A 26,035-nucleotide genomic window follows, 5' to 3' on the forward strand; every position below is an offset into this window, starting at 1 on the left:
ACGTCCCCGACGGCCGGATCGGCAGAGCAGCGGAGAGGCGACGAGCGGTCAGGAGACGGTGCCCAGTTCCTTGGTCTCCTGGGCTTCGTGCCGCGGGTCGGTGCCCAGCAGGCGGCGCAGAGAGGCCAGCCGGGCCGGGCCCGAGGGCCCCGCGTGGCCGGCCTGCACCCACGCGTCCACGCCGCAATTGACGGCGGTGGCGTCGTGCTTGCAGCCGCGCTCGCAGTCTTCGGTGCCGGGGGCCAGATCGGGGAAGGAACGCAGGATGCGGTCCGGGTCCACGTGGGCCAGCCCGAAGGACCGGATGCCGGGGGTGTCGATGATCCAGCTGCCGGCCGGGGCGTCCGTGACCTTCAGCGCCAAAGCGGAGGAGGAGGTGTGGCGGCCGCGGCCCGTGACGGCGTTGACACCGCCGGTGGCCCGCTCCGCCCCCGTGAGGGCGTTGACCATGGTGGACTTGCCGACGCCGGAGTGGCCGAGCATGACGGTGACCCTGCCGTCGAGGTGGCCGTGCAGTTCGGCGACGGCGGGGCCGTCGAGCCGGGCGGAGAGGCCGTCGTCGGAACGCGCATCGATGCCGGAGGCGGAGGCGTCGGCGGTCTTGGAGATGATGACGGGCAGGTCGAGGTGGCGGTAGTTCGCCAGCAGCTCCGCCGGGTCCTTGATGTCGGCCTTGGTGATCAGCAGCAGCGGCTCGATCCCGGCGTCGTAGGCGGCGACCAGCGCGCGGTCGATGAAGCCGGTGCGGGGCTCCGGATTGGCGGCGGCCACGACGACCACCAGCTGGTCGGCATTGGCCACCACCGCTCGCTCGATCGGATCGGTGTCGTCGGCGCTGCGGCGCAGCAGGGTACGCCGGTCCTGGATCTTCACCAGCCGGGCGAGGGTATCCGGTTCGCCGCTGACGTTGCCGACCAGGGAGACGAAGTCGCCGGCCACCACCGGGTTGCGGCGCAGCTCGCGGGCACGCGCGGCGATCACGGTGCGCTCGGTATCGGTGCCCTCGGCGACGACGGCGGTGTAGCGGCCGCGGTCCACCGTGATGATCCGGCCGGTGACGGCGTCGTCGTGGCTGGGCCGGTCCTTGGTGCGCGGCCGGGAGCCCTTCTTGTTGGGGCGGATCCTGACGTCGGATTCGTCCCAGGAGTCAGTGCTGCGGGCCACCGGCGGCGTCCTTGTCTGCACGGGTCTCGTCTGCACTGGTGCCCTCGGCCGGGGTGAGCATGTCGGCCCAAAGCTGCGGGAAGTCCGGCATGGTCTTGGCCGTGGTGGCGATGTCCTCGACCTCGACGCCGGGGACGGCGAGGCCCAGGATGGCTCCGGCGGTGGCCATCCGATGGTCGGCGTAACTGCGGACCACCCCGCCGTGAAGCGGCGCGGGCCGGATGACGAGGCCGTCGGCGGTTTCCTCCGCGTCGCCGCCCAGCCGGTTGATCTCGGTGACGAGCGCGGCGAGCCGGTCCGTTTCGTGGCCGCGCAGGTGGGCGATGCCGGTCAGGGTGGAGGGGCCGTCGGCCAGGGCGCAGAGCGCGGCGACCGTGGGGGCGAGCTCGCTAGTGTCGGCGAAGGTGCCGCCGCTGATGGACCGGCCGCCGGTGACGGTCAGGGTGCCGCCCTCGAGGCTGACGGTCGCGCCCATCGCGGTAAGGATGCCGCGCCAGAGGTCGCCGACCTGCGTGGTGCCCACGGGCCAGTCGGGGATGCGGACGGTTCCGCGGGTGGCGAGGGCCGCGGCGAGGAACGGTCCGGCGTTGGAGAGGTCCTGCTCGATTCGACGGTCGAAGGCTCGGATGGGGCCGGGGGAGACGATCCAGTGATTGGGGCGGGAGTCATCGACGGTGACGCCGAGCTCCCGGAGGGTGGTGACGGTCATCGCGATGTGGTCCAGGCTGGGGACGGGCTGGCCGGGGTTGGCGGCGCTGCGGTGTTCCAGGTGCAGGCCCTCGGTGAAGCGGGGGCCGGCCAACAGCAGGGCTGAGACGAACTGGGAGGACGCGCTGGCATCGATCACCAGGTGGCCGCCCCGGACTTCGACGGTGCCCTCGACGGCGAAGGGGAGGGCCGTCGCGGGGCCGCCGTCGGGCGCGGCGACGTCGACGCCGAGGCCGGTGAGGGCCTCGATGATGGTGCCCATCGGCCGCAGCCGGGCGTGCGGGTCGCCGTCGAACACCGTCCGGCCCTGCCGGAGCGCGGCCAGCGGCGGCACGAACCGCATCACGGTGCCGGCCAGGCCGCAGTCGATGTCGGCCGGACCCGTGCCCGCCCCGGCGGGCGCCGGCAGCACGTCGAGATCGGGGCCGAACGCGCCGTCGCCGGGAACCTCCGTGATGGTGGCCCCGAGCCGGCGCAGGGCCGCGATCATCAGGGCCGAGTCACGCGAATGCAGCGGCGCCCGCAGCCGGGACGGTCCGTCGGCAAGGGCGGCGAGCACCAGGTAGCGGTTGGTGAGGGACTTGGAGCCCGGGACCGTGACGGTGGCATCGATGGGGTGGCCGGCGAAGGGCGCGGGCCAGTGCGGGCCGCCGCCGGCGGGCACGGATTCAGCTGCGGCGGGGGCAGTACCAGTCATTGACGCTCTAGGCTCCGACGGCGTTGTCCACGGCCTTGCGGACCGCCTTGTCGGCCTTCTTCAGCTTCTTGCCGGTGCTCTTGCGCGCGTCGGCAGCCAGGTGGGCGGTCGAGTGGCGGGCGTCGGCGGCCAGGTGGGCGGTGGAGCGGCGGGCGTCGGCGGCGAGGTGCTCGGCGCGCCAGGCCAGGCTCGGCTTGCCATTGGTGTCGACCGAGGCCAGGAGCACGCCGCCGGTCAGGGTGATGTTCTTGAGCAGCTGCTTGCGCCGGTTCTCGCGTCCTTCCTTGGAGGAGATGTCGGCGGAGCGCCACTCGACGTACGCGTTGAGGGCGGAGATGACGCCCAGGACGGTCGCGGACAGGCGGGCGAACTTGCCGAGGGCGAAGCAGGCGCCGGCGCCCACCTGGGCGCCCCCGATCACGCGGGCCAGGGTCTTCTCGGAGGTCTGGAAGGGGAGGGCGTCGGCCGCGCGGCTCAGCAGGGGGGACAGCTGGGTGGCCGTATCGTCCGCGTTCCGCAACTTATCCATGCCTGCGAGCACGAAACTGGAGGCGAGCATGGGACGGGCGAAGAACCGGACTGGCGACATGAATTTCCTCCTGGGTGGATGAACCGCGGGTGTTCTGCGGGGAACCGGTTCTAGTCTTGCACTTTTGCGGAATATTTGCCTGTTTACGGGGGTTGTGCAGGTAGTGCCGCAATAGCGAGGAGAGGTGGAAGTTTGACTCTGGTTCAGACCACGGAACGGACCGACACGGACGTCGCCAACCCCTGGGCCCGTGCCTTCGCGGGTCCGCCGGGAACCACCAAAACCGGTGGCAGGCCCGCGGTGACAGTAGACTTGAAGGCAATGAGCACCATGGATCCGGCCGTCGCGGCCAAGCACCAGGCAGCCGGGAACGAAGCCGCCGCCACCCCGTCGGACCGGGAGACCGCCGTCGAGGACGTTGCGGCCGAGCGCGCCGCCAGCGAAACCGTCGCTGTGGACGGCAGCGGCACGCCGCTGGATACCGACGTCGAAAGCACGGAGGAGCGGCGCATCCGCTTCGAACGTGACGCCATGCAGTACGTCGACCAGCTGTATTCGGCGGCGATGCGGATGGCCCGGAACCCCGCGGACGCTGAGGACCTGGTGCAGGAGGCCTACACCAAGGCCTTCTCCGCCTTCCACCAGTACAAGCCGGGAACCAACCTCAAGGCCTGGCTGTACCGCATCCTGACGAACACGTACATCAACCTGTACCGCAAGCGTCAGCGCGAGCCGCTGCAGTCGAACTCGGACACCATCGAGGACTGGCAACTGGCCCGAGCCGAATCGCACACCTCCACGGGGCTGCGGTCGGCAGAGGCGGAGGCACTGGACCACCTGCCCGACTCCGACGTGAAGCGGGCACTGCAGTCCATTCCGGAGGAGTTCCGGCTGGCGGTGTACTTCGCCGACGTCGAGGGCTTCGCGTACAAGGAAATTTCAGACATCATGAACACCCCGATCGGGACCGTCATGTCCCGGCTGCACCGCGGCCGGCGCATGTTGCGGGACATGCTGGCCGACTACGCGGCCGAACGGGGTTTCAGGGCCGCAGGCGAGACCGCCGCGGCCGAAGGCAACAATCAGGAGAACAGGAAATGAGCGACTGCCAGGGACTGGGCGACTGCGACGACACCCGGATGCAGCGCATCTACGAGTATCTCGACGGCGCCCTGACGCACGACGACATTGCAGAGATCAAGGACCACCTCGACGGGTGCCCGGAATGCCACGAGCAGTATGACCTGGAGTGTGTCATCCGGGTCATGGTGAAGCGATCCTGCTCCGAGGCGGCCCCGGAGAACCTCAAGAACTCCATCCTCGACCGCATCCATTCGTACAAGCCGGCCGACGCCTGATCCGGCCACCGGCCACGACGGCCGGCCGAGACAGCAAAAGACCCCGGAACCAGATGGTTTCCGGGGTCTTCGGCTTTAAAGCTGTCTATCCAAGCCGTGGCTTAGGTGTTGGGGCGCTTACCGTGGTTCGCGCCGCCACGCTTACGGTCACGACGTTTACGTGCACGCTTGCTCATAGCTGGCCTCCTTAATTTTTGGTACTCAAAAGAGCTGCCCTCAAGTCTCCCACATTGGCGGGGCCGCCGCGAACCGGACGGGCGTTGCCGCCAGGGTCGGAAGGTCACCCGTCCAGGGAATTCCGGATGGAGATCCGGGCCTGGTCCAGGACGGTCCGGACGGTCTCCAGGGTCACCGGGCTGACCGGTTCCTGCCCCGCGTGCCGCCGCAGTTCCACCCGGATGTCGTCGCGGAAGGACTGCACCAGCATCTCGGCCTCGCGCAGCCGGAGGTCACCCTCCCGGGAGTAGCGCGCCGCTGCGCCGGCCCGCGCCGCGCCGCGGGCGGCTTCGGCGGTCGCGGCCAGGTCTGCCCGCAGGCCCTGCATGTTGCTCCGGATGTCCTCGCGCAGCTTGTCGGCCAGGCGCCGGACGGAGGCTGAGATGTCGCTTTCCACCGCGGCGAGTTCGTCCCGCCGTCGGTCCAACTCCACCCGGCCCGCGTCGGTGATGCTGTAATTCGTGCGCCGGCCCTCGGGGCTGGTGGCCACCAGCCCCTCCTCCTCGAGTTTGCCGAGCCGGGGATAGATCGTCCCGGCGCTGGGGGAGTAGGTGCCGCCAAAGCGGTCACTGAGGGCCTTGATCAGCTCGTAGCCGTGCTTGGGACCCGACTCGAGCAGGGCCAGCAGGTAGAGCCGGAGCGCGCCGTGCGCAAAGACGGGCGGCATCAGAGGCCCGCTTCGCTGCCGGGTTCCGGCTGGCGGTGGAAGAGCGCGGTCTTGCCGGAGACCGAGTTGGTCCGCACCAGCATCAGCTTCGCGTCCGGGCCGGCGATGGTCTGCACACTGCCACCGGGCTGGGTGTACTGCTGATCGTCGATGACGACGGCGCCGCTGGCGGACTTGGCGATGATGTCCACGCCGACGTCGTGGGGGAGCCGGACCGTGACGTCGCCGGAGACGGAGTTGGCGCCGAAGTCCTGGGTGAAGCCGAAGAGGTCGAAGCTGAGGTCGCCGCTGACGGTATTGGCGCGGATGTTGCTGAAGTCGCCGGAGGCGGTGACCTCGCCGGAGACGCTCTTGGCCGTCAGGACCCCACGGTGGTTGCGGGCGATGACCTCGCCGCTGACCGTGTTGACCCCAAGCTCGCCCTCGGTACCGTCGGCCAGGACGGAGCCCGAGACGGTGTTGAGCCGGGTGTGGCCGGTCAACCCGGAGACCATGCCGTCCCCGCTGACCGTGCCCGCCTCGACGGCAACGCCGGCGGGCAAGGCGATGCTGATGACCACCGAGTTAGTGGAGTTGTTGTTGACCGTGCCCATGAGGTTCTTGAACCAGCCCTGGGGTCCGTGCAGCTGGTGCCGGATCTCCAGGCGGCCGTCGGTCAGGCTGATGGCCAGCGGGTCGCCGTCGATCGCGGATACTTCGATCCGGGCCACGTCCTCGTCATGGCTGACGATGTCGAAGCGGCCCCGGACGATGCCGAGCTTGAGCGAGCGGACGCCGTCGACGTCGATGGTCCGGGGACCGGTGACGGTCCATGAGTTCTCTTCCATGGTTCCTCTTCGGCTGCAGGATGCGATATATCGCGTTGATGGCACCACGCTACCGCCGCCGGAGGGCGGGGTCAAGATATATCGCGTTCTATTCCGGGGTGGCGATGCCCAGCCACTGGAACCAGCCGCGGTGCAGCACCAGCCAGGCCATCAGGCCGTAGCCGGCCTGCCCCGGGGTCCCGCCGTTCGCGGCCAGGTCCTGGCGCCACTGGTCGTGGTTCAGCAGCGGGGAGAAGGTGTCCACGTAGAGGTGCTTGCGGCGGGTGGTGACGTCGGCGAAGGCGGTGTTCAGTTCACCGAGCCGGCGGTTCTGGGCCGGGTCGAGGGTGGGCGGCGGCCCCACGACGAAGACTTCGATCTTGTTCTGCGAGGCCGAGTCCAGGATGTTGGCGAGGTTGAGCCGGCTGCGGGCGGTGGAGAGGCCGAATTCGATGTCCCGTCCGGAGAGGCCGATGACGAGGCGGTTCTCGCTCTGCGGGGAGAACCGGCGGCCGGCCTCCTCCAGCCAGCGATCGGCCAGGCCCTCGGTGCCCTCCTGGGGGCAGGGCAGCGGGTAGCTCTCGAGGCTGAGGCCGTCCTGCGGCGTGCGCGCCAGGACCCGGCCCAGCCAGCCCAGGGCGCGGGGATCGCCCATGCCGGCCAGCAGTTCATCTCCCACGGCTGCGATCCGCAGCATACGATCTTCCACGTCTACCTCTTCACTCCCTGCGCCCCGTCCCGGGACGCTGCCCACGTACCCGGCTGCTGGTTCGAACGACGCTGCCCGGCCGGTTCGTGGTGTTCCACTTCCGGCCGGGCAGCCCGGTACTACTTACGTGCGAACGCCTGCTTGAGCAAAGTGTCCTGCTCGGCTGCGTGGCGCTTCATCGACCCGGCCGCCGTGGAGGCGGAGGCGGGGCGGGAAACGAGGCGCACGCGGCGGTCGAGGGCGTCCGGCAGGTTCAGGCCGATGAACGGCCACGGACCCTGGTTGGCGGGCTCGTCCTGGCCCCAGACAACCTCGGCGTTCGGGTACTTGGCCAGTTCGGCCGCGATCTCCTCGGCGGGCAGCGGGTAGAGCTGCTCGACGCGGACGATCGCCGTCGTGGTGTCCCCGGTCTTCTGCCGCGTGGACAGCAGGTCGTAGTAGAGCCGGCCGGACACCAGCAGCACGCGCTCGACGGCGTCCGCCTGAAGCTGCTCGTGCTCCGGGATGACCGGGCGGAAGGCGCCCGAGGTGAAGTCCTCCACCGAGGAGGCCGCCGCCTTGAGGCGCAGCAGCTGCTTCGGGGTGAAGATGATCAGCGGCTTCCGCGGACGGCTGTAGGCCTGGCGGCGCAACAGGTGGAAGTGCGAGGCCGGGGTCGTGGGGTTGGCCACGATCATGTTCTCTTCGGCGCAGAGCTGCAGGAAGCGCTCGATCCGGGCGGAGGAATGGTCCGGGCCCTGGCCCTCGTAGCCGTGCGGGAGCATCAGCACCAGCGAGGACCGCTGGCCCCACTTCTGCTCGGCCGAGGAGATGAACTCGTCGATGATGGTCTGCGCACCGTTGACGAAGTCGCCGAACTGGGCCTCCCAGAGCACGAGTGCGTCGGGGCGCTCCACCGAGTAACCGTATTCGAAGCCCATGGCCGCGTATTCGGAGAGCAGGGAGTCGTAGATCCAGAGCTTGGCCTGGTCCTCGGTGAGGTTGGCCAGCGGGGTCCACTCGTCGCCGTTGGCGCGGTCGTGGAAGACGGCGTGGCGCTGAACGAAGGTGCCGCGGCGGGAGTCCTGGCCGGCGAGCCGGACCGGGACGCCCTCCATGGTCAGCGAGCCGAAGGCGGCCAGTTCGCCGAAGCCCCAGTCGATGCCGCCCTCACGGGACATCACTTCGCGCTTCTCCAGCAGCTGCTTGAGCTTGGCGTGGACGGTGAAGCCCTCGGGGTATTCGATGTGGGCCTTGCCGATCCGGGCCAGGGTCTCCGCGGAGATCGCGGTGGACTCGGGTGCGCCGGAACCGGTGTCGGACTGCTGGGCCGAGGGGAGCTCCAGGTCGGAGACGGCGCCGGTGTCCGCGGTGATGACGGGAATCGGCGAGGTCTGCGCGGCGTGGGTCTCGGCGAAGACCCGCTCCAGGCGTTCCTGGTAGTCGCGCAGCAGCTGCTCCGCTTCTTCCTCGGTGATGTCGCCGCGGCCGATCAGGGACTCGGTGTAGAGCTTGCGGACCGAGCGCTTGGCCTCGATGAGGTTGTACATCAGCGGCTGGGTCATCGAGGGGTCGTCGCCCTCGTTGTGGCCGCGACGGCGGTAGCAGACCATGTCGATGACGACGTCCTTGTGGAACCGCTGGCGGAACTCGTAGGCCAGTTGGCCGATGCGGACCACGGCCTCCGGGTCGTCACCGTTCACGTGGAACACCGGCGCCTGGATCATTTTGGCGACGTCGGTGGAGTAGGTGGACGACCGCGAGGACGACGGCGCGGTGGTGAAGCCGACCTGGTTGTTGACCACCACATGGATGGTGCCGCCGGTACGGTAGCCGCGCAGCTGGGAGAGGTTCAGGGTCTCCGCGACGACGCCCTGGCCGGCGAAGGCCGCGTCGCCGTGAACCATGATCGGCAGCACGGGGAAGGTCTCGCCCTGGTCGAGCCGGTCCTGCTTGGCGCGGACGATGCCCTCGAGCACGGAGTCCACGGCCTCGAGGTGCGAGGGGTTGGCGGCGAGGTAGACCTTGGTCTGCTTGCCGTTGTCGGAGGTGAAGGTGCCCTCGGTGCCGAGGTGGTACTTCACGTCGCCTGAGCCCTGCACGGAGCGGGGGTCCTGGGTGCCTTCGAACTCGCGGAAGACCTGGGCGTAGGTCTTGCCGGCGATGTTGGTCAGCACGTTCAGGCGGCCGCGGTGGGCCATGCCGATCGCAACCTCGTCGAGGCCGTCGTCGGCGGCGTCGGAGATGATGGCGTCCAGCAGCGGGATCAGCGACTCGCCGCCCTCAAGGGAGAAGCGCTTCTGGCCGACGAACTTGGTCTGCAGGAACGTTTCGAAGGCCTCGGCGGCGTTGAGCCGGGAGACGATGCGGAGCTGTTCGTCGCGGCTCGGCTTGGAGTACGGGTGCTCCAGCTGGTCCTGGAACCACTTGCGCTCGGCCGGGTCCTGGATGTGCATGTACTCGATGCCGGTGGTGCGGCAGTAGGCGTCGCGGAGCACGCCCAGGATGTCGCGGAACTTCAGCATCGGCTTGCCGCCGAAGCCGCCGGTGGGCCACTCGCGGTCCAGGTCCCAGAGGGTCAGGCCGTAGGTGAGGACGTCGAGGTCCGGGTGCTTGCGCTGGACGTACTCGAGCGGGTCGGTGTCCGCCATCAGGTGGCCGCGGACACGGTAGGAGTGGATCAGCTGCTGGATCCGGGCGACCTTGTTGATCTCGTCGGCCGGGTCCACCTGCAGGTCCGGGCTCCAGCGCACGGGCTCGTAGGGGATGCGGAGGGATTCGAAGATTTCGTCGTAGAAGCCCTGCGCGCCGAGGAGCAGCTGGTGCACCAGCTTCAGGAACTCGCCACTGCCGGCACCCTGGATGACGCGGTGGTCATAGGTGGAGGTCAGGGTCAGGACCTTGCTGATGGCGTTCTGGGCGATGATCTTCTCGCTGGCGCCCTGGAACTCGGCCGGGTAGTCGAGCGCCCCGACGCCGATGATGGCGGCTTGGCCCTTGGAGAGGCGGGGGACCGAGTGCACGGTGCCGATGCCGCCCGGGTTGGTCAGCGAGACCGTGGTGCCGGCGTGGTCGTCGGCGGTCAGCTTGCCGTTGCGGGCGCGCTTGATCAGGTCCTCGTAGGTGTGCCAGAACTCGGAGAAGTTGAGCGTTTCCGCCTTCTTGATGTTCGGGACCATGAGGAGGCGGGTGCCGTCCGGCTTGGGCATGTCGATCGCGATGCCGAAGTTCACGTGCGCCGGCTGCACCGCGGAGGGCTTGCCGTCGACGACGTCGTAGTAGACGTTCATGGAGGGGAACTGGGCGAGGGCCCGGATGACGGCGTAGCCGATCAGGTGGGTGAAGGAAACCTTGCCGCCGCGGGCGCGGGCCAGGTTGGAGTTGATCACGACGCGGTTGTCGATCAGCAGCTTGGCCGGGATGGCGCGGACGCTGGTGGCGGTGGGAATCTCGAGGCTGGTGACCATGTTGGCGGCGATGGCCTTCGCCGGGCCGCGGAGGACGGAGACGACGTCTTCCTCGGGGGCGGTCGGTGCCTTGACGTTCTTAGGGAGCTGGGCCGGGATGGGCTGGGTGCCGGCGCCGGGCTCTGCGGTCTTCGCGCCGTCGCGGGCCACGGTGGCCGGAGCCTTCGGGGCGGCGGGGGCCGGGGCGGCAGCAGGAGCCGCGGGGGCCGGAGCGGCAGGGGCTGCCTGGGCCGGAGCGGCAGGGGCTGCCTGGGCCGGGGCGGCGGGCGCCACGACAGGGAGTTCGCGGGTGGTGGGGTGGGCTGCGGCCGGAGCCGTCGCGCCGTTGGTCGAGGAACCGTCGCTGGCTTCAAAAGACTCGAACAGGGGCCACCACTTGGCGTCTACCGTGTTCTTGTCCTGCTGGTACCGCTCGTACAGTTCGTCAACGAGCCACTCGTTTCCGCCAAATTCCTCGGGTAGACGGTGGCTTGGCTGCTCTGGCACTTGAAATACGCCTCTTCCATGAGTTTGATTCCCGCTGGTTTCCACGGTGCCGCAGCACGTCAATCGAACCAGTTCTCCGCGTCCAGTGAACCCAGACCTTTGCCAGTCTAGTGACGACCCGCGCGAATCCGCCAATAAGCGTGACTCAAATCATTGCCGGGCCGTAGCGGGCCGGGAATAGCGGGTTCGGGGCGGCCGCCGGAGTGTCGCAGGGCTCGCCTAGAATCGTTCGGAGAACCCCTTTTCCGGCAAGGAGCAACCGTGCGTTTCCTCAGTGAGCCCAGCACCGACCTGACCTACTCGGACCTCTTCCTGGTCCCGTCCCGGTCGGAGGTGACGTCCCGGCTGGATGTCGATCTCGCCGCGGACGACGGCACCGGCTCGACGATTCCGCTGGTGGTGGCCAACATGACGGCCGTGACCGGAAAGCGGATGGCCGAGACCATGGCCCGCCGCGGCGGCCTGGCCGTGCTGCCGCAGGACGTCCCGCTGGAGGTGCTGCGGGATGTCGCGTCCTGGGTCAAGTCCCGGCACGCGGTCTTCGAGACGCCGGTGCGGCTGAGCACCACGGACACCGTAATCGACGCCCTGCACCTGATCGGGAAGCGTCCGCACGGCGCCGCCGTCGTGGTGGACGACGCCGGTGCTGTCGCCGGGGTGGTCCGCGCCGCGGACTTCGAGGGCCAGGACCGCTTCGCGTCGCTGGGGTCCGTGATGCGCCACCAGCCGCTGGTGTTCGACGCCGCCGACTTTGACGCCGCCGGGCACGATTCAGGCCAGGCGCTGCGCCGGGCGTTCGAGGCGATGGATGCCGCGGGCACGGACTTCGCCCCGGTCCAGCGCGACGGCGTGCTGGCCGGTGTCCTGACCCGCAAGGGCGCGCTGCGTTCCACGCTGTACCGTCCGTCGCTGGACGCCGGGGGAGCCCTCAAGGTGGCCGCCGCCGTCGGCATCAACGGGGACGTCGCCGGCCGCGCCGCCGAATTGCTCGCCGCCGGCGTCGACGTCCTGGTCCTGGACACCGCCCACGGCCACCAGCAGAAGATGTTCGACGCCCTGGCCGCCGTCAAGGGCCTCAACCCCGGCGTCCCGGTCGTGGCCGGCAACGTGGTCACCGCCGAGGCGACCCGCGAACTGATTGCCGCCGGCGCGGACATCGTGAAGGTGGGTGTCGGCCCCGGGGCCATGTGCACTACCCGCATGATGACCGCCGTCGGGCGTCCGCAGTTCTCCGCCGTCCTCGAATGCTCCGCGGCTGCCCGGGATGAGGGCGGCCGCGTCTGGGCCGACGGCGGCATCCGCTACCCGCGGGACGTGGCCCTGGCCCTGGCCGCCGGGGCCAGCCAGGTGATGATCGGTTCCTGGTTCGCAGGCACCCACGAGAGCCCTGGCGACCTGCAGCTGGACGCCAACGGCCGCCAGTACAAGGAAAGCTTCGGCATGGCCTCGGCGCGGGCGGTGCAGAACCGCAACCAGCGGGAGGGCGCCTTCGACAAGGACCGCAAGGCGCTCTTCGAGGAGGGCATCTCCACCTCGCGGATGTACCTGGACGCGGCGCGCCCGGGCGTGGAAGACCTGCTGGACATGATCACCGCCGGCCTGCGCAGCTCCATGACCTACGCCGGCGCCACGGACCTGGCCGCCTTCCGCGAGCGGGCGGTGGTGGGCCTGCAGTCCGCCGCCGGGTATGAGGAAGGCCGCCCGGTCCCGCAGAGCTGGTAACGGCACCCGGGCGGCGGGAAACACCCCGGTGGCGGGGAACGGTGCTCCTGTAGACTGAAAGTCTTATGGACAGTAAATCTAGGTGCCGGCCTGGGGGCTGTCAGCGGGGAACGCACGCCGTTCCCGCCCAGTCCACCCACAGAGCCGGCAAACCCCGTTCACGCGCCCATCACACTCCCGCCGCCCGGCACGCATCCTTTGCCGGCCGGAGTGTCTTCCAGGAAACAGGGTCGGCGTCCGCTGACCATCCTCCGCCGGGACGTTTCCCCCGGTCCCTCCTCCAGCCCCGCGAAGCGGGCCGCTAAATGGAATGGCTACTGCTTGGAGCAGGTTTCCTGCTCATCCTCGGCACCGGTTTCTTCGTGGCTGTCGAGTTCTCCCTGGTCGCGCTCGACCAGGCAACGGTGCAACGCGCCGTGGACAACGGCGACACGGCGGCCGCGCCGCTGCTCAAATGCCTGAAGTCCCTCTCCACCCAGCTCTCCAGCTGCCAGCTGGGCATCACCCTGACCACCCTGCTGACCGGCTACGTCATGGAGCCCTCGGTGGGCCGCCTGCTGGAGGGCCCGCTCGCGGCCCTCGGCCTGGCGGAGGCCGCCGCGACATCGGTGTCCCTGGTCGTGGCGATGATCCTGGCGACCCTGCTCTCGATGCTGATCGGCGAGCTGGTGCCCAAGAACGCGGCCATTGCGCTGTCCTTCCAGGTCGGCAAGGCGCTCGCCCGGCCGCAGCTGGTGTTCACCGCCATCTTCAAACCGGCCATCGTGCTGCTCAACGGCTTCTCCAACAAGGTCCTGCACCTCTTCGGCCTGGAGGCCAAGGAGGAAATCTCCGGGGCCCGGACGCCCGCCGAGCTCGCCTCGCTGGTCCGCCGCTCCGCCGCCATGGGCACCCTGGACGAGGGCACCGCGAACTTCGTGTCGCGGACGCTGAACTTCTCCGGGCGGACCGCGGCCGACGTGATGACCCCGCGCATCCGGGTCGAAACCATCGACAGCCACCAGCCGGTCTCCGACATTGTCGAGGCCGCCAAGCGCACCGGGTACTCCCGGTTTCCGGTGATCGGTGAATCCTCCGACGACATCCGCGGCGTGGTGCACATCAAGAAGGCGATCGCCGTCCCGGCGGACCGCCGCGCCAACCTCGAGGCCGGAGCCATCATGACAGAGGTCCTCCGCGTGCCCGAGACCATCCACCTGGACGGACTGCTGGCCGAACTGCGCGAGGGCAACCTGCAGCTGGCCGTCGTACTGGACGAATACGGTGGAACCGCCGGCATCGCCACGCTCGAGGACCTCGTCGAGGAAATCGTGGGCGAGGTGGCCGACGAGCACGACAAGGTCCGCCCCGGCCTGCTGCAAAGCGCCTCCGGCGACTGGTACTTCCCCGGACTGCTGCGCCCGGACGAACTCTCCGAGCAGATTCCCGGACTCACCGTCCCGGACGAGTCAACCTACGAAACAGTGGGCGGCTACGTCATGAGCCAGCTGGGCCGGATCGCTTCGGTGGGTGACACGGTCGACGTCGTCGGCGGCACCCTCAGCGTCACGCGCATGGACGGACGCCGGATCGACCGGATCTGCTTCAAGCCTGCACCGCCTGAGCACGGCGGCGGCCCGGACAACGGGCGCATCGACGCCGGGAAGGCCGGTGCCGCATGAGCGACTGGGCAGGAATCCTGTGGCTGGCCGTGCTGCTGCTCGGCAACGCCTTCTTCGTCGCGGCGGAATTCGCCATCATGTCGGCCCGGCGCAGCCAGATCGAACCGCTCGCCGAGGCCGGGTCCAAGCGTGCCCAGACCACGTTGCGGGCCATGGAGAACGTCTCCCTCATGCTGGCCTGCGCGCAGCTGGGCATCACGGTCTGCTCCCTGCTGATCCTGCAGGTGGCCGAGCCGGCCATCCACCACCTCCTGGCGGTACCGCTGGAGGGCGTGGGCATCCCGGTGGAGATGGCCGACGTCGTCGCCTTCGCCATCGCACTGCTGGCGGTGACGTTCCTGCACGTGACCTTCGGCGAGATGGTTCCCAAGAACATCTCCGTCTCCGTGGCGGACAAGGCGGCCCTGCTGCTGGCGCCGCCGCTGATGCTGATCGCCCGCGGAGTGAAGCCGGCGATCGTGGCGCTGAACTGGTCCGCCAACCACATCCTGAAGCTCATGCGGATCGAGCCCAAGGACGAGGTGAGCTCCTCCTTCACCCTGGAGGAGGTCCAGTCGATCGTCCAGGAATCCACCCGGCACGGGCTGGTGGTGGACGACGCCGGGCTGATCACCGGTGCGCTGGAATTCTCCGAGCACACCGCGGCGGAGGTCATGGTGCCGCTGGAGCGGCTGGTGATGCTCAAGGCGGCCACCACGCCCGAGGAGTTCGAGAAGGCCGTGAGCCGGACCGGGTTCTCCCGCTTCCCGATGCTGGATGACGAGGGAATGCTCTCCGGCTACCTGCACATCAAGGACGTGCTCTCCATCCCGGAGTCCCGCTACCATCACCCGATCGCGGAGAGCCGGATCCGGTCCCTCGCGAACCTGGCCGTGGGGGACGAGATCGAGAAGGCCATGTCCGTCATGCAGCGCACGGGTTCGCACCTGGCCCGCGTCATCGGCGCGGACGGGCACACGCAGGGTGTGCTGTTCCTCGAGGATGTGATCGAACTGCTCGTCGGCGAGATCCGGGACGCCACCCAGGCCACCGGCTACCGGAGGCTCGGACAGGAGTAGCAGCGCGGCGGGTCTGACCCTAAATAGGAATGATTCCCATTTAGGGTTAGACTCGTTCTATTGCTAACGCTTCTCAATAAACGATTCGAGGCTTCCCGTGCGCCGTTCCGCCACTGTCCTTCTCCTGGCAGGCATCAGCAGCCTGCTGCTGACCGCCTGCGGCCCGGGTCCAACCGCGGACCGTGCGGGTGCCGGCGACGGCGTGGTCGACGTCGTCGCCTCCACCAGCGTGTACGGGGACCTGGTCCGCTCCGTGGGCGGGGACAAGGTGCGCGTCACCTCGATCATCAACCGCACCAGCCAGGACCCGCACTCCTATGAGGCCACCACCCAGGACAAGCTGACCGTCTCGAAGGCCGAGCTGGTGGTGGAAAACGGCGGCGGCTACGACGACTTCCTGCACAAGCTGGCCGGGGACGCCGGTCTGGGGGAGAAGAACCTGCTGAACGCCTCCGACGCCTCGGGCCTCAAGACCGGGGACGCCGCGTCCTTCAACGAGCACGTCTGGTACAGCATGTCCGGCATGAGCGCCTTCGCCGACGCCCTGGCCGACAAGCTGGCGGCCCTGGAACCCTCCTCCGCGGACGCCTTCAAGGCCAACGCGGCGGCCCTGAAGAAGGACCTCTCCGGCCTGGATACGCGGCTGGCCGCGCTGAAGGCCGCCGACGGGAACGCCGGCGTCGCCGTGACCGAGCCCGTGCCGCTCTACCTGCTCGAAGCCGCCGGCCTGCAGAACCGGACGCCGGAGGAGTACACCGCGGCGATCGAGGACGGCGCCGACGTGCCCCCGGCCGTGCTGCGCTCCGCTGTCGACCTCGTGAAGTCCGGTTCCATCCGCCTGCTGGCGTACAACCCCCAAACCGAGGGGCCGCAGACCATCGCGCTCAAGGACGCCGCCACCGCGGCCGGCGTGCCGGTGGTGGACTTCGGCGAGACGCTGCCCGAGGGCAAAACGTACCTCCAGTGGATGTCCGGCAACATCGACGCGCTCGCCAAGGCCCTCGGCCGGGGCTAGCGGACCTAGAATCATCCCATCAGACGCGGCCGTTCGGCCCGACAGAAATTGAGGATCCCCGAGTTGACACCCGTCGTAAGCCTGCGTGGCGCCTCCCTGCGGTTCGGGAGCCGCGTGCTCTGGCAGGACCTGGACCTGGACATCATGCCGGGGGAGTTCTTTGCCGTTCTGGGGCCCAACGGCAGCGGCAAGACGAGTTTCCTCAAGGTGCTGCTGGGCCTGCAGAAACTGAGCGCCGGCACCGGCACCCTCGACGGGCAGCCGATTGCCCGCGGGAACCGTCGGATCGGCTATGTGCCCCAGCAGGAGTCCTTCGACCCGGACACCCCGCTGCGGGCCCGCGACCTGGTGGGCCTCGGCGTCGACGGCCACCGTTGGGGCATCCGCCTCGGCGGCGGGAAGGTGAACCGTCGGATCGATGACCTGCTGGCGGAGGTCGGCGCGCAGGACTACGCCAAGGTGCCCGTCGGCCAGCTCTCCGGCGGCGAGCAGCAGCGGCTGCGGGTCGCCCAGGCCCTCGCCACGGATCCGGGCGTGCTGCTCTGCGACGAGCCGCTGCTGTCCCTGGACCTGAACCACCAGCAGGCGGTCAGCTCCCTGATCAACCGGCAATGCCACGAGCAGAACAGCGCCGTGGTGTTCGTGACCCACGAAATCAACCCGATCATGGACTATGTGGACCGGGTGCTCTACCTGGCCGGCGGCCGCTTCCGGGTGGGAACGCCCGAGGAAGTGATGACCACCGAGGTGCTCTCCGACCTCTACGGCAGCCACGTCGAGGTGATCCGCGCCAACGGCCGGCTGATTGTGGTGGGCCTGCCGGACGCCACCACCCACCACCACGAGGACGCGCACGCCGTGGCCGGAGAGGTGGGTTAAGTGGACTTCGACTCCGTACTGCACGCCATCTTCAACTTCGAGAACTACGGCGAGCTGCTGGCCTTGGTGCAGAACTCGCTCTGGGCCGGGGTGGTCCTCGGCCTGCTGGGCGGCTTGGTGGGAACGTTCGTGATGAAGCGCGACCTCGCCTTCGCCGTGCATGGCATCTCGGAACTCTCTTTCGCCGGCGCCGCCTTCGCGCTGCTGATTGGCGCGGACGTGGTGGCCGGCTCGCTCGCCGGGTCCGTGGTGGCGGCGCTGATCCTCGGCGTGATGGGGGTCCGGGCGCGGGACAAGAACTCGACCATCGGCGTGCTCATGCCCTTTGGCCTGGGCCTGGGCATCCTGTTCCTCTCCCTGTACGAGGGCCGCGCCGCGAACAAGTTCGGCCTCCTCACCGGGCAGATTGTCTCGGTGGGAACGGTCCAGCTGCAGGTCCTCGCAGGCGCCGCCGTCGTGGTGATGCTTGCGCTCGTCGCCATCTGGCGGCCGCTCACCTTCGCCAGCGTCGACCCCAAGGTGGCCGCCGCCCGCGGTGTCCCGGTGCGCGGGCTGGCCCTGGGGTTCATGGTGCTCCTGGGCGTCAGCGTGGCGCTGTCCATCCAGATCGTGGGGGCGCTGCTGGTGCTGGCGCTGCTCATCACGCCTGCGGCCGCCGCCCTGCGGGTGACCTCCTCGCCGCGCCTGGTGGTGCTGCTGAGCGTGGTCTTCGCCGTGTCCGCCACGGTCGGCGGGATCCTGCTGGCACTGGGCGGCCGGCTTCCCATCAGCCCGTACGTGACCACGCTGTCCTTCCTGATCTACGTGGTCTGCCGGATCATCGGCGGCGTCCGTGCCCGGCGCGGCCTCAACGGCCGGACCAGTCCCGTGGCCGCGTAGGCGGAATCGGCGCGTTTTCCGGGCATCCGTGCCGTAGGGTGCTCGCATGGGGGATCAGGGTGTGGTGCGCGGAGACTTCCGCGGAATTTTTCGCGTTCCCGTGGCGGCGGTTGCCGCCGCGCTGGTGTTGGCGGTGACATCGTGCGGTCTCGGGGCCACGTCGCACCCGCCGGATCCTGCCGCCCGCGAACCCTTCGCCCGCAGCGTCATGGAGGCGGCCATCGGCGGCAATTCCGACGACGTCGCCGCCCTCGTCGGACCCGCCATGACCAACGCCGGCCCGGAAGCCCAACAACTCGTGGATGCCACCCGCGGCTGGGGCCCGGGCACCTGGCACCTGGGCGTCCGGAGCGAGTTCCCCTCTACGTCGAATGTCACTGCCTGGCGCGATGGACAGCAGCCCGTCGTCCGGTTCGCCATCTCGTGGACCGGCGACCGCTGGTCCCTCGCGATCGGGGAGCCCAGGAATCCCCCGACTGGGGAAGCGAAGATCATCGATCCCGCCAACCGGCCCCGGTCCACTCCGAGTACCCCGCAGCCCGGGACGTCAGCCGAGCCGTCGAGCTGTCCCACCGCCACCACCGGTCGCGGCACCGCCCCCGGCGCTCCCTATGGCGCCGACAGCCTGAGCTGCCGGTCGTTCAGCTCGTCGTGGGCCCAGGCCCGCGGCCGGAACCTGTACTGGCTCACCGCCACACCAGTGCAGCTGCGCTTCGACCGGCGGGCAAGCACGACGGCGGTGCTCGGTACCGCGTGCGGGGACCTGACCGATCCGATGGAGGTGGACGGGTTCGGCATGGTCCCGGATCCAGCCGGGATGGCCGATGGTGTGGGGAATTGCCTGGATGCGGACAAGCGCGCCTGGTTAAGGGACTTCTTCGGGGAACCGTCGGTCTACCAGCTGGATTCGGCAGAGCTGGTGATCACCAACCCGCGCGGCCAGATCCGGTTCGTCGTGGATATGGGGACGGGCTAACTGTTGGCCTGCAGGGCTGTGCACTCCGGGCACAGGCCGAAGATCTCGACCGTGTGCTCGACGGCCGTGAAGCCGTGTTCGGCGGCGATCCGGGCGGCCCACGCCTCGACGGCGGGCGCCTCGACCTCCACGGCCTTGCCGCAGTTCCGGCAGAGCAGGTGGTGGTGGTGTCCGGTGACGGCGCAGCGGCGGTAGACCACCTCGCCGTCTGCGTTCCGCAGCACGTCCACCAGGCCCTCGTCGGCGAGTGACTGCAGGATCCGGTAGGAGGTGGCGAGGGAGACGGAGGTGCCGCGTTCCTGCAGGATGCGGTGCAGTTCCTGGGTGCTGACGAAGTCGGCGAGTTCGTCCAGCGCGGCGCTGACCGCGAGCCGCTGCTTGGTCACCCGCTGCTCCCTGCCCGCAGGCTGGTCCTTGCCGCCGGTCGGCGCGGCGGCCGCCCGGCCGTCGGTGGTGGCGCCGTGGGACATGGGAACTCGCTTCGCTGCTCGGGGGTGCTGCCGGATGAGAGGGGTTCCAGATTACCAGCCGGGCCGTGGACACCGCTCCGACGGGGGTCCTAGGCTGGCCGGATGAAGCTGACGAAATTCACGCACGCCTGTGTCCGGATCGAGAAGGACGGCAAGGTCCTGGTGCTGGACCCCGGCACCTTCTCCGAGACCGACGTCGCGCTCGCCGGCGCCGACGCGGTGCTGATCACCCACGAACACGGCGACCACATCGACGTCGGCGCCGTCACCGCGGCCCTCCTGGCCGACGATGAGCTGCAGCTCTACGCACCGGATGGTGTGGCCGCCACGCTGCGGGACAAAGCGCCGGCGGCGTCCGCCAGGATCCACACCGCCGCCGAGGGCGACGAGCTCGAGGTAGCCGGCTTCGCGGTGCGCTGCTTCGGCGGCCAGCATGCCCTGATCCATGCCCAGATTCCTGTGGTGGCCAACATCGGCTACCTGATCGACGCGAATGTGTACCACCCGGGGGATTCCTTCGCGGTGCCGGACGGGATTGAGGTCGGCACGCTGCTGGTGCCCATCCATGCGCCGTGGAACAAAATCGGCGAGGTGGTGGACTTCGTGATCAGTGTGCGGGCGCCCCGGGCTTTCCCGGTCCACGACGGGCTGCTCAACGAGATGGGTGTGGGTCTGGTCGAGGCGCATGTGACCCGGATCGGCGCCCGCTACGGCACCGAGTACCGGCACCTGTCCAGCGGCGATTCCGTGGAGGTCTAGGCGGGCCAGCTCCCGGTCTCGAAGAAGGACCGGAGCGTGGCCTCGTGCGGCGCGGGGTCCAGGCCCTGCGCCTTCAGCCAGCCGTCGTCGTAGTAGTTGCCGGAGTAGCGGTCGCCGCCGTCGCACATCAGGGACACGATGCTGCCCGTCTCGCCGTCGGCGATCATCTGCGCCACCAGCTGCCACACGCCCCAGAGGTTGGTGCCGGTGGACGGGCCGGCGTGGAGCCCGGCGATGTCACGGAGGTGGCGCATGGCGGCGACCGAGGCGGCGTCCGGGACCTGGATCATGTGGTCGATGACGGCGGGGACGAAGCTGGGTTCCAGCCGTGGCCGGCCGATGCCCTCGATCCGGGAGGGCAGGCCGGTGACGTCCGCGCAGCTGCCGCCGTCGCGGTGTTCCTGCCAGCCCGTGAAGAACGCGGAGTTCTCCGGGTCGACGACGGCGAGCCGGGTCGCATGCCGCTGGTAGCGCAGGTAGCGGCCGATCGTGGCGCTGGTGCCGCCGGTGCCGGCGCCCACGACGATCCAGCGGGGGACCGGGTGCTCCTCGAGGGCCAGCTGGCCGAAGATCGATTCGGCGATGTTGTTGTTGCCACGCCAGTCGGTGGCCCGCTCCGCGTAGGTGAATTGGTCCATGTAGTGGCCGCCGGTGCTGGCCGCCAGCTCCTCGGCCGCGGCATAGACCTCCGAGGCGTGGTCCACGAGGTGGCAGGTGCCGCCGAACTGTTCGATCAGCGCGATCTTCTCCCGGCTGGTGGTCCGGGTCATCACAGCGATGAACGGCAGGCCGAGCAGCTGCGCGAAGTAGGCCTCGGAGACGGCGGTGCTGCCGCTGGAAGCCTCGACAATGGTGGTGCCCTCCCGGATCCAGCCGTTGACCAGGCCGAAGAGAAACAGGGACCGCGCCAGACGGTGCTTGAGGCTGCCGGTGCGGTGCGTGGATTCGTCCTTTAAGTAGAGCCGGACGCCCCAGTGCTCGGGCAGGGGCACCGAGTAGAGGTGGGTGTCGGCGGACCGGTTGTTTTCCGCGTTGATTCGGCGGATGGCCTCGTCGGCCCAATCCCGGTCTTGGTGGCGTGCGTTGATCACCGCTACAGCCTACCCGGGGCCCTGTGCCGGATAGGGTGGCGGGATGGAGACTCTGATGACTGTTGCCGAACTCAAGGACCGGTTGGATGCGGGCACGCGGACGGTGCTCCTGGACGTGCGCTGGGCCCTGGGGGACCCGCACGGCCGGGACCACTACCTGGAGGGGCACCTGCCCGGCGCCGTCTTCGTCGACCTCGCCACCGAGCTGGCGGCCCCCCACGAGGACCCCACCCGCGGACGGCACCCGCTGCCGCCGCTGGAGCAGTTTCAGTCTTCCGCCCGAGCGTGGGGAATCCGCGAGGGCGACATCGTGGTCGCCTACGACAACACCGGCAACATGGCTGCCGCCCGGGCTTGGTGGATGCTGCGCAACGCGGGCGTTTCCCCGGTCCGCCTGCTCGACGGCGGCCTGGCCGCCTGGCTGGAGGCGGGATTCGACGTCGAAAGCGGGGATGTGGCTGCGGAACCCGGCGACGTCGTGCTGACCGACGGGGGAATGCCCGTGGTCGATGCCGCCGGAGCCGGCGCCTGGTCCGGGTCGGGGCTGTTGCTGGATGCGCGGGCCGGCGAGCGGTACCGGGGCGAGATCGAGCCGGTGGATCCGCAGGCCGGACACATTCCGGGTGCGGTCAGCGCCCCGACCTCGGACAACCTGGGCCCCGACGGGCGGTTCCTCCCGGCCGACGCCCTGCGCCGGCGGTTCTCGAAGCTCGGCGTCACCGAGGGCGTTCAGACTGCCGTGTACTGCGGGTCCGGTGTGACGGCAGCCCACGAGGTGGCGGCGCTGGAGATCGCCGGGTACCGGGCGGCGCTGTATCCGGGGTCCTTCTCCGAATGGTCCAACAACCCCGGAAATCTCGTGGTCACCGGCGCCGAGCCGGACGGCATGTCCCCGGCCACCAAGGACTGACCGGTTTGCCCAGGCAACACTGACAGCACAGGCAGCACTGACAGGCCAGTCGTCCGTTGCGACGAAAGGGCACGACGGCCACGTTTGCCGCCGTGGGCGCGCGGCCGACACCCCAACCTCAGGCGATGAGCTGCTCATCCGGCTGACCCCTCGTGGGGACTCCCCGCCGGTGGCGCAATCGCTGCCGGTGCCTGAGTTTCCTGGTTATCCTCCTTTAGTCCGACTCTTCGGGCTGGGACACGTTTGTCCCCGGACCGCATCCGGGAAGCGGTGGCGCCGTGGACGTGTGGCTGTGGCCGGTAGGAGTGCTGAGTTCAAGGGTGTGGCGGATCGCTGCCGGTGGTCCGTTGACCGGTCGGACGACCCAGCCTTGGGTTTCTTTGGTGTGGTTGCAGGCTTCGCAGAGTCCGGCGCCGTTGGCTGCTGTGGTTTCTCCGCCGCGGTGCCAGGGGATGATGTGGTCCAGGTGCCGGATGGGTGCGTCGCAGTACGGGGTGCGGCAGGTGTTGTCGCGGGCTTCAATGAAGCGGCGCAGCCCGGCGGGGAAGAGTCGGGCCCGTGAGTCCATCCCGATCAGTTCACCGGTGCCGGGCGCGGTGTAAAGCCGCCGGGTCCAGGTTGTGAATTCCGGGTTGTCGCCTTTGCCGGCCACGAGTTTCCTTGCCCACCCTGCGGGGACGATGCCGTAGCCGGAGAGGCGGGCGGGTTCAGTATCTCCGGCGAGGAGGGTCCGGTCGGTCATGACGAGCTGGACTTCGATGCCGGTGATCCCGCCAGGTGTCCCGGTGACCCGCTCGACCAGAGCGTCCGCCATCACCTGCACCCGGGATCGTGGGTCACCGGTGGCGTGGGCGGTGTCAGCGTGGCGGGTCAACGCGGCGTAGGCGGCGACTCCTGCCGCGACGGGGAGCAGGGCGGTGAGGTAGCACATGGTGTCAGGCGCAGGTCGGAGGCTGACATTGCGTTCGGTTTCGGCGTGCGCTGCGCGTTGGGTGACGGAGCGTGGGTCGTGCCGGTAGGCGGCGGCTTTGGCTGCGGAGATGATGGCACGGTCTCCGGCGCCGTCGAAGGTGCCGGTGTCGGCGGTGAGTTCTTCGTCCACCGCGGCCCGGTCGGCGGCGTCCAGGCAGGCGGTCTCGCGGACCAGGAGCGTGGCGCGCCATTCATTCAGGAGCCCGGTGTCGAGGGCGGCGAGCGTGTGCGGCATTTCGGTCACCAGTGCCCGGGCCAGCCCCAGGAGGCGGGAGCCTTTGGCGGGGGATTCCCGCCGCGCCAATGCGACCTCCGCCCCGACCCCGGCACCGAGCTGGTCAGCGGGCAAGCCCAGAGCAGCTTGTTCCCGCCGCCGAACCAGGTCCAACGCCACGGCCAACCGTGCCTGCCGGGCCGCGATCGCGGATTTCCTGTCCTCGAGGGCGCGGAGCTCATCAATGATCGCCGCCGCGTCCCCCACCATTGGGTCCGCTACTGCGACTGAATCCTCGAAAAGCTTCCGACTGCCTTCCATGAACCCATTCAACCGCGGGGGTCTGACATTAAAGGATGGAGGGAAGGCTGCCCGGGAATGTGGCGCGTCCTCGGGGTGGGGAAGCCAAGGAAGTGTCAGCCGAGGCCCACCGGACCGGGCCCGTGCACGCCCCAAGTGACGGCCGGGAGAGTCTGACATCGAACCGGCACGCCTGTGACGTAGTCTCGTCAGCGAACGCCGTCGCGCGCAGCGACAGTGACTCCCACCCCACTAACGCGAAGGGACACGGCCGTGCCAGATCGACCTCAGATCGTTTGCCTCTGCGGCTCAGCCAGCTTCGTGCGGGAGATGCGCGCGGCCAACGTCGAGTTAACCCTCGCGGGTGCCATCGTCCTCGCGCCGGCGGAGGCAGCGGGACCGCTGACCGATGAGCAGAAATCAACGCTCGGCGCAGTCCACCGCCGCAAGATCGACCTTGCCGATCGCATCCTGGTGGTCAACCCCGGCGGTTACATCGGCGAATCCACGACCGGCGAAATCGCCTATGCGCGGGCCGCGGGCAAGCCGGTCGGCTTCACGGACTGAACGGTCAGTGCCCGGGTTCCAGCGCCAGCTTCAGCCCAAAGCCCACCCGGACCGTCCCGGCGATCCGGTCAATGACCCGATGCTGCGGACGCTCCTTAACCACACGGCAACGGACCCGGCCGCCCGGGTCCGGCGCCGCCAGCAAGGTCCCCCAAGTGGCACGGAAACCAACGCCGGGGGTAGCGTCGAACCATGACTCCAGGACGCCCCGTACCGCCGCCCCTCGCCAAGCCCCTTCCCGACCTCACCGACGCCGCCGGCCCCACCCTGGCCGCTGCTTACGGCGCCACCGCCCCGGACAGCGGCCTCGTGCCCCTGACCGTCGCCCGCCGGGCCCCGAAGGCCGACGACGTCGAGATCGCCGTCGAGTTCTGCGGCCTCTGCCACTCCGACGTCCACGCGAGCCGCGGCGAATGGGGTGGAAACACCTACCCGCTGATTCCGGGCCACGAAATCGTGGGTCGGGTCACCCGTGTGGGCTCTGCCGTCGACGACTTCACCGTCGGTGAGCGCGTCGGCGTGGGCTGCATGGTCGACTCCTGCCGCGAATGCGAGAGCTGCCTTGACGGCCTCGAGCAGTACTGCGAAAAGGGCATGACCGGCACCTACGGGGCCAAGGATGCCCGCAACGACGGCGCCGTCACCCAGGGCGGCTACTCCACTTCGATCGTGGTGGACCGCAACTATGTGCTCCGCATCCCCGAGGGCCTGGACCCGGCCGCCGCCGCGCCCCTGCTGTGCGCCGGCATCACCACGTTCTCCCCGCTGAACCACTTCGAGGTCGAGGAGGGCGACGCCGTCGGCGTCGTGGGCCTCGGCGGCCTCGGCCACATGGCCGTCAAGATCGCCAAGGCGATGGGGGCGGAGGTGACCGTCTTTACGACGTCGGAGCGCAAGTTCGCCGCCGCGCGTGAACTCGGCGCCGACCACGTGGTCCTCTCCACCGACCCGGCCGCCATGGAAGCGGCGGACCGCAGCCTCGACGTCATCATCGACACCGTCGCCGCCCCGCACGACCTCAACCCGTACTTCCGCACGCTGCGCGTTGACGGCGCGCTCTTCCAGCTCGGCCTGCCGTCCGAAGCGATGCCGCCGGTCAATCCCGGCTCGCTGATCCGCCGCCGGATCGCCTACGCCGGATCGCTGATCGGCGGGATCAAGGAGACCCAGGAAATGCTGGACTTCTGCGCCGAGCACGGTGTGGTCTCCGACATCGAACTCGTCGGCGCTGACCAGCTCAATGAGGCCTATGACCGGATGGTGGCCGGCGACGTGAAGTACCGCTTCGTCCTGGACGCCTCCACCCTCGGTACCCCGGCAGAGAAGGCGGACGCATGAGCACCCTGTTCACCAAGATCATCAACGGCGAGATTCCCGGCCGTTTCGTCTGGCGCGAGGACGACGTCGTCGCTTTCCTGACCGTGGGCCCGCTCGCCGACGGGCACACCCTGGTGGTGCCGGTCGAGGAGGTTGACCGATGGACCGACGCGTCGCCCGAGACGCTGGCGCGCGTCATGGAGGTGGCGCGGAAAATCGGCGCCGCCCAGGTGGACGTCTTCGACTCCGCCCGCGCGGGCCTGACCATCGCCGGGTACGAGATCAACCACCTGCACGTCCACGTCTGGCCGTCCAACTCCATGGCCGACTACGACTTCGGCGCCGTGGACCAGAACCCGGATCCGGAGCGCCTCGACGTCAACGCGGAGAAGCTGCGGGAAGGGCTGCGCGCGGCGGGCTACGGGGAGTTCGTGCCGGGCGCATAAAGGCCCCCGCGAC

The 26,035-nt window shown here is 69.4% G+C and carries 25 protein-coding genes; 14 read left to right on the top strand and 11 right to left on the bottom strand.

The features are described from left to right. Positions 1-48 precede the first annotated feature (48 nt). From rsgA to ACRQ5B_RS11630, 3 genes are read right to left on the bottom strand one after another with little or no spacing between them, the layout of a single operon-like run. Positions 49-1,164 carry a ribosome small subunit-dependent GTPase A gene (rsgA, locus tag ACRQ5B_RS11620; protein WP_432393971.1) on the bottom strand — a complete coding sequence of 372 codons (1,116 nt, stop codon included), beginning with the start codon at positions 1,162-1,164 and terminating at the stop codon, positions 49-51. Next, positions 1,148-2,569, bottom strand: coding sequence for a 3-phosphoshikimate 1-carboxyvinyltransferase (aroA, locus tag ACRQ5B_RS11625; protein ID WP_432393974.1), 1,422 nt, complete (start codon positions 2,567-2,569; stop codon positions 1,148-1,150). The genes rsgA and aroA overlap by 17 nt, the downstream gene beginning before the upstream one ends. 7 nt (positions 2,570-2,576) lie before the next feature. After that, positions 2,577-3,158, bottom strand: coding sequence for a DoxX family protein (locus ACRQ5B_RS11630; protein WP_432393977.1), 582 nt, complete (start codon positions 3,156-3,158; stop codon positions 2,577-2,579). A gap of 240 nt (positions 3,159-3,398) precedes the next feature. On the opposite strand from ACRQ5B_RS11630, the gene ACRQ5B_RS11635 reads away from it, so the two are divergent. Both ACRQ5B_RS11635 and rsrA read left to right on the top strand, forming a co-directional pair. Continuing rightward, on the top strand, positions 3,399-4,199 hold the full coding sequence (locus ACRQ5B_RS11635; RefSeq protein WP_412884914.1) for a sigma-70 family RNA polymerase sigma factor: 801 nt from the start codon (positions 3,399-3,401) through the stop codon (positions 4,197-4,199). After that, entirely contained in the window at positions 4,196-4,456 is a 261-nt protein-coding gene (rsrA, locus tag ACRQ5B_RS11640; RefSeq protein WP_412883445.1) for a mycothiol system anti-sigma-R factor, read from the top strand. Before ACRQ5B_RS11635 ends, rsrA begins: the two co-directional genes overlap by 4 nt. Positions 4,457-4,557: 101 nt before the next feature. Here the strand turns inward: rsrA and ACRQ5B_RS11645 are convergent, their stop codons facing one another. The 5 genes from ACRQ5B_RS11645 to ACRQ5B_RS11665 form a co-directional block, all read right to left on the bottom strand. Beyond that, positions 4,558-4,632, bottom strand: coding sequence for a 50S ribosomal protein bL37 (locus ACRQ5B_RS11645; protein ID WP_369299106.1), 75 nt, complete (start codon positions 4,630-4,632; stop codon positions 4,558-4,560). Positions 4,633-4,736: 104 nt separating this feature from the next. After that, positions 4,737-5,339 (bottom strand): PadR family transcriptional regulator, encoded by a 603-nt coding sequence (locus ACRQ5B_RS11650; protein ID WP_432393980.1) that lies wholly within the window; start codon positions 5,337-5,339, stop codon positions 4,737-4,739. Then, positions 5,339-6,166 carry a DUF4097 family beta strand repeat-containing protein gene (locus ACRQ5B_RS11655; RefSeq protein ID WP_432393983.1) on the bottom strand — a complete coding sequence of 276 codons (828 nt, stop codon included), beginning with the start codon at positions 6,164-6,166 and terminating at the stop codon, positions 5,339-5,341. The genes ACRQ5B_RS11650 and ACRQ5B_RS11655 overlap by 1 nt, the downstream gene beginning before the upstream one ends. An 88-nt stretch (positions 6,167-6,254) precedes the next feature. Next, on the bottom strand, positions 6,255-6,854 hold the full coding sequence (locus ACRQ5B_RS11660) for a GDSL-type esterase/lipase family protein (protein ID WP_432393986.1): 600 nt from the start codon (positions 6,852-6,854) through the stop codon (positions 6,255-6,257). 119 nt (positions 6,855-6,973) lie between these two features. Beyond that, complete coding sequence (locus tag ACRQ5B_RS11665) at positions 6,974-10,786, bottom strand: multifunctional oxoglutarate decarboxylase/oxoglutarate dehydrogenase thiamine pyrophosphate-binding subunit/dihydrolipoyllysine-residue succinyltransferase subunit (RefSeq protein WP_432393989.1); 3,813 nt, start codon at positions 10,784-10,786, stop codon at positions 6,974-6,976. Between the two features lie 261 nt (positions 10,787-11,047). Here ACRQ5B_RS11665 and ACRQ5B_RS11670 point away from each other — a divergent pair, with 261 nt between their 5' ends. The 7 genes from ACRQ5B_RS11670 (at position 11,048) to ACRQ5B_RS11700 (ending at position 18,976) form a co-directional block, all read left to right on the top strand. Continuing rightward, positions 11,048-12,508, top strand: coding sequence for a GuaB1 family IMP dehydrogenase-related protein (locus tag ACRQ5B_RS11670; RefSeq protein WP_432393992.1), 1,461 nt, complete (start codon positions 11,048-11,050; stop codon positions 12,506-12,508). 305 nt (positions 12,509-12,813) lie between these two features. Further along, on the top strand, positions 12,814-14,169 hold the full coding sequence (locus ACRQ5B_RS11675; protein WP_432393994.1) for a hemolysin family protein: 1,356 nt from the start codon (positions 12,814-12,816) through the stop codon (positions 14,167-14,169). Further along, positions 14,166-15,227, top strand: coding sequence for a hemolysin family protein (locus ACRQ5B_RS11680; RefSeq protein WP_432393996.1), 1,062 nt, complete (start codon positions 14,166-14,168; stop codon positions 15,225-15,227). Before ACRQ5B_RS11675 ends, ACRQ5B_RS11680 begins: the two co-directional genes overlap by 4 nt. A 97-nt stretch (positions 15,228-15,324) precedes the next feature. Further along, on the top strand, positions 15,325-16,242 hold the full coding sequence (locus tag ACRQ5B_RS11685) for a metal ABC transporter solute-binding protein, Zn/Mn family (RefSeq protein ID WP_432393999.1): 918 nt from the start codon (positions 15,325-15,327) through the stop codon (positions 16,240-16,242). A gap of 63 nt (positions 16,243-16,305) precedes the next feature. Beyond that, on the top strand, positions 16,306-17,121 hold the full coding sequence (locus tag ACRQ5B_RS11690) for a metal ABC transporter ATP-binding protein (protein ID WP_432394001.1): 816 nt from the start codon (positions 16,306-16,308) through the stop codon (positions 17,119-17,121). Further along, positions 17,122-18,000, top strand: a complete 879-nt coding sequence (locus ACRQ5B_RS11695; RefSeq protein ID WP_432394004.1) for a metal ABC transporter permease — start codon at positions 17,122-17,124, stop codon at positions 17,998-18,000. A gap of 46 nt (positions 18,001-18,046) precedes the next feature. Then, positions 18,047-18,976, top strand: a complete 930-nt coding sequence (locus tag ACRQ5B_RS11700; protein WP_432394007.1) for a hypothetical protein — start codon at positions 18,047-18,049, stop codon at positions 18,974-18,976. Here ACRQ5B_RS11700 and ACRQ5B_RS11705 read toward each other — a convergent pair. Further along, positions 18,973-19,446, bottom strand: coding sequence for a Fur family transcriptional regulator (locus ACRQ5B_RS11705; RefSeq protein ID WP_377969942.1), 474 nt, complete (start codon positions 19,444-19,446; stop codon positions 18,973-18,975). The two genes, ACRQ5B_RS11700 and ACRQ5B_RS11705, sit on opposite strands and share 4 nt — an antisense overlap. Before the next feature lie 102 nt (positions 19,447-19,548). On the opposite strand from ACRQ5B_RS11705, the gene ACRQ5B_RS11710 reads away from it, so the two are divergent. Beyond that, positions 19,549-20,205, top strand: coding sequence for an MBL fold metallo-hydrolase (locus ACRQ5B_RS11710; protein WP_432394010.1), 657 nt, complete (start codon positions 19,549-19,551; stop codon positions 20,203-20,205). Here ACRQ5B_RS11710 and ACRQ5B_RS11715 read toward each other — a convergent pair. Next, entirely contained in the window at positions 20,202-21,293 is a 1,092-nt protein-coding gene (locus ACRQ5B_RS11715) for a PLP-dependent cysteine synthase family protein (protein WP_432398752.1), read from the bottom strand. The genes ACRQ5B_RS11710 and ACRQ5B_RS11715 overlap by 4 nt on opposite strands. A 46-nt stretch (positions 21,294-21,339) precedes the next feature. Here ACRQ5B_RS11715 and ACRQ5B_RS11720 point away from each other — a divergent pair, with 46 nt between their 5' ends. After that, on the top strand, positions 21,340-22,206 hold the full coding sequence (locus ACRQ5B_RS11720; RefSeq protein WP_432394013.1) for a sulfurtransferase: 867 nt from the start codon (positions 21,340-21,342) through the stop codon (positions 22,204-22,206). Between the two features lie 214 nt (positions 22,207-22,420). On the opposite strand, the gene ACRQ5B_RS11725 is transcribed toward ACRQ5B_RS11720, so the two are convergent. Further along, positions 22,421-23,713: an HNH endonuclease gene (locus ACRQ5B_RS11725; protein ID WP_432394016.1), complete on the bottom strand. Its 1,293-nt coding sequence runs from the start codon at positions 23,711-23,713 to the stop codon at positions 22,421-22,423. Between the two features lie 252 nt (positions 23,714-23,965). Between ACRQ5B_RS11725 and ACRQ5B_RS11730 the strand changes: the two genes are divergently transcribed. From ACRQ5B_RS11730 to ACRQ5B_RS11740, 3 genes are all read left to right on the top strand, one after another. Then, entirely contained in the window at positions 23,966-24,259 is a 294-nt protein-coding gene (locus ACRQ5B_RS11730) for a hypothetical protein (protein ID WP_432394019.1), read from the top strand. A 192-nt stretch (positions 24,260-24,451) separates the two neighbouring features. After that, positions 24,452-25,597: an NAD(P)-dependent alcohol dehydrogenase gene (locus ACRQ5B_RS11735; protein ID WP_432394022.1), complete on the top strand. Its 1,146-nt coding sequence runs from the start codon at positions 24,452-24,454 to the stop codon at positions 25,595-25,597. Then, the gene (locus ACRQ5B_RS11740) at positions 25,594-26,022 is read left to right on the top strand and encodes an HIT family protein (RefSeq protein WP_412883429.1); all 429 of its coding nucleotides are present in this window, start codon (positions 25,594-25,596) and stop codon (positions 26,020-26,022) included. The genes ACRQ5B_RS11735 and ACRQ5B_RS11740 overlap by 4 nt, the downstream gene beginning before the upstream one ends. Positions 26,023-26,035: the final 13 nt, after the last annotated feature.

The organism is Pseudarthrobacter sp. L19 (assembly GCF_050859435.1).
Taxonomy (GTDB): domain Bacteria; phylum Actinomycetota; class Actinomycetes; order Actinomycetales; family Micrococcaceae; genus Arthrobacter.

What these genes read in the sequence shown, in the direction of transcription:
- ACRQ5B_RS11700 (WP_432394007.1), top strand. Translation starts at nt 18,047, where the DNA reads ATGGGGGATCAGGGTGTGGTGCGCGGAGACTTCCGCGGAATTTTTCGC.
- ACRQ5B_RS11655 (WP_432393983.1), bottom strand. Translation starts at nt 6,166, where the DNA reads ATGGAAGAGAACTCATGGACCGTCACCGGTCCCCGGACCATCGACGTC.
- aroA (WP_432393974.1), bottom strand. Translation starts at nt 2,569, where the DNA reads ATGACTGGTACTGCCCCCGCCGCAGCTGAATCCGTGCCCGCCGGCGGC.
- ACRQ5B_RS11740 (WP_412883429.1), top strand. Translation starts at nt 25,594, where the DNA reads ATGAGCACCCTGTTCACCAAGATCATCAACGGCGAGATTCCCGGCCGT.
- ACRQ5B_RS11650 (WP_432393980.1), bottom strand. Translation starts at nt 5,339, where the DNA reads ATGCCGCCCGTCTTTGCGCACGGCGCGCTCCGGCTCTACCTGCTGGCC.
- ACRQ5B_RS11705 (WP_377969942.1), bottom strand. Translation starts at nt 19,446, where the DNA reads ATGTCCCACGGCGCCACCACCGACGGCCGGGCGGCCGCCGCGCCGACC.
- ACRQ5B_RS11735 (WP_432394022.1), top strand. Translation starts at nt 24,452, where the DNA reads ATGACTCCAGGACGCCCCGTACCGCCGCCCCTCGCCAAGCCCCTTCCC.
- ACRQ5B_RS11725 (WP_432394016.1), bottom strand. Translation starts at nt 23,713, where the DNA reads ATGGAAGGCAGTCGGAAGCTTTTCGAGGATTCAGTCGCAGTAGCGGAC.
- ACRQ5B_RS11630 (WP_432393977.1), bottom strand. Translation starts at nt 3,158, where the DNA reads ATGTCGCCAGTCCGGTTCTTCGCCCGTCCCATGCTCGCCTCCAGTTTC.
- ACRQ5B_RS11710 (WP_432394010.1), top strand. Translation starts at nt 19,549, where the DNA reads ATGAAGCTGACGAAATTCACGCACGCCTGTGTCCGGATCGAGAAGGAC.
- rsrA (WP_412883445.1), top strand. Translation starts at nt 4,196, where the DNA reads ATGAGCGACTGCCAGGGACTGGGCGACTGCGACGACACCCGGATGCAG.
- ACRQ5B_RS11680 (WP_432393996.1), top strand. Translation starts at nt 14,166, where the DNA reads ATGAGCGACTGGGCAGGAATCCTGTGGCTGGCCGTGCTGCTGCTCGGC.
- ACRQ5B_RS11720 (WP_432394013.1), top strand. Translation starts at nt 21,340, where the DNA reads ATGGAGACTCTGATGACTGTTGCCGAACTCAAGGACCGGTTGGATGCG.
- ACRQ5B_RS11675 (WP_432393994.1), top strand. Translation starts at nt 12,814, where the DNA reads ATGGAATGGCTACTGCTTGGAGCAGGTTTCCTGCTCATCCTCGGCACC.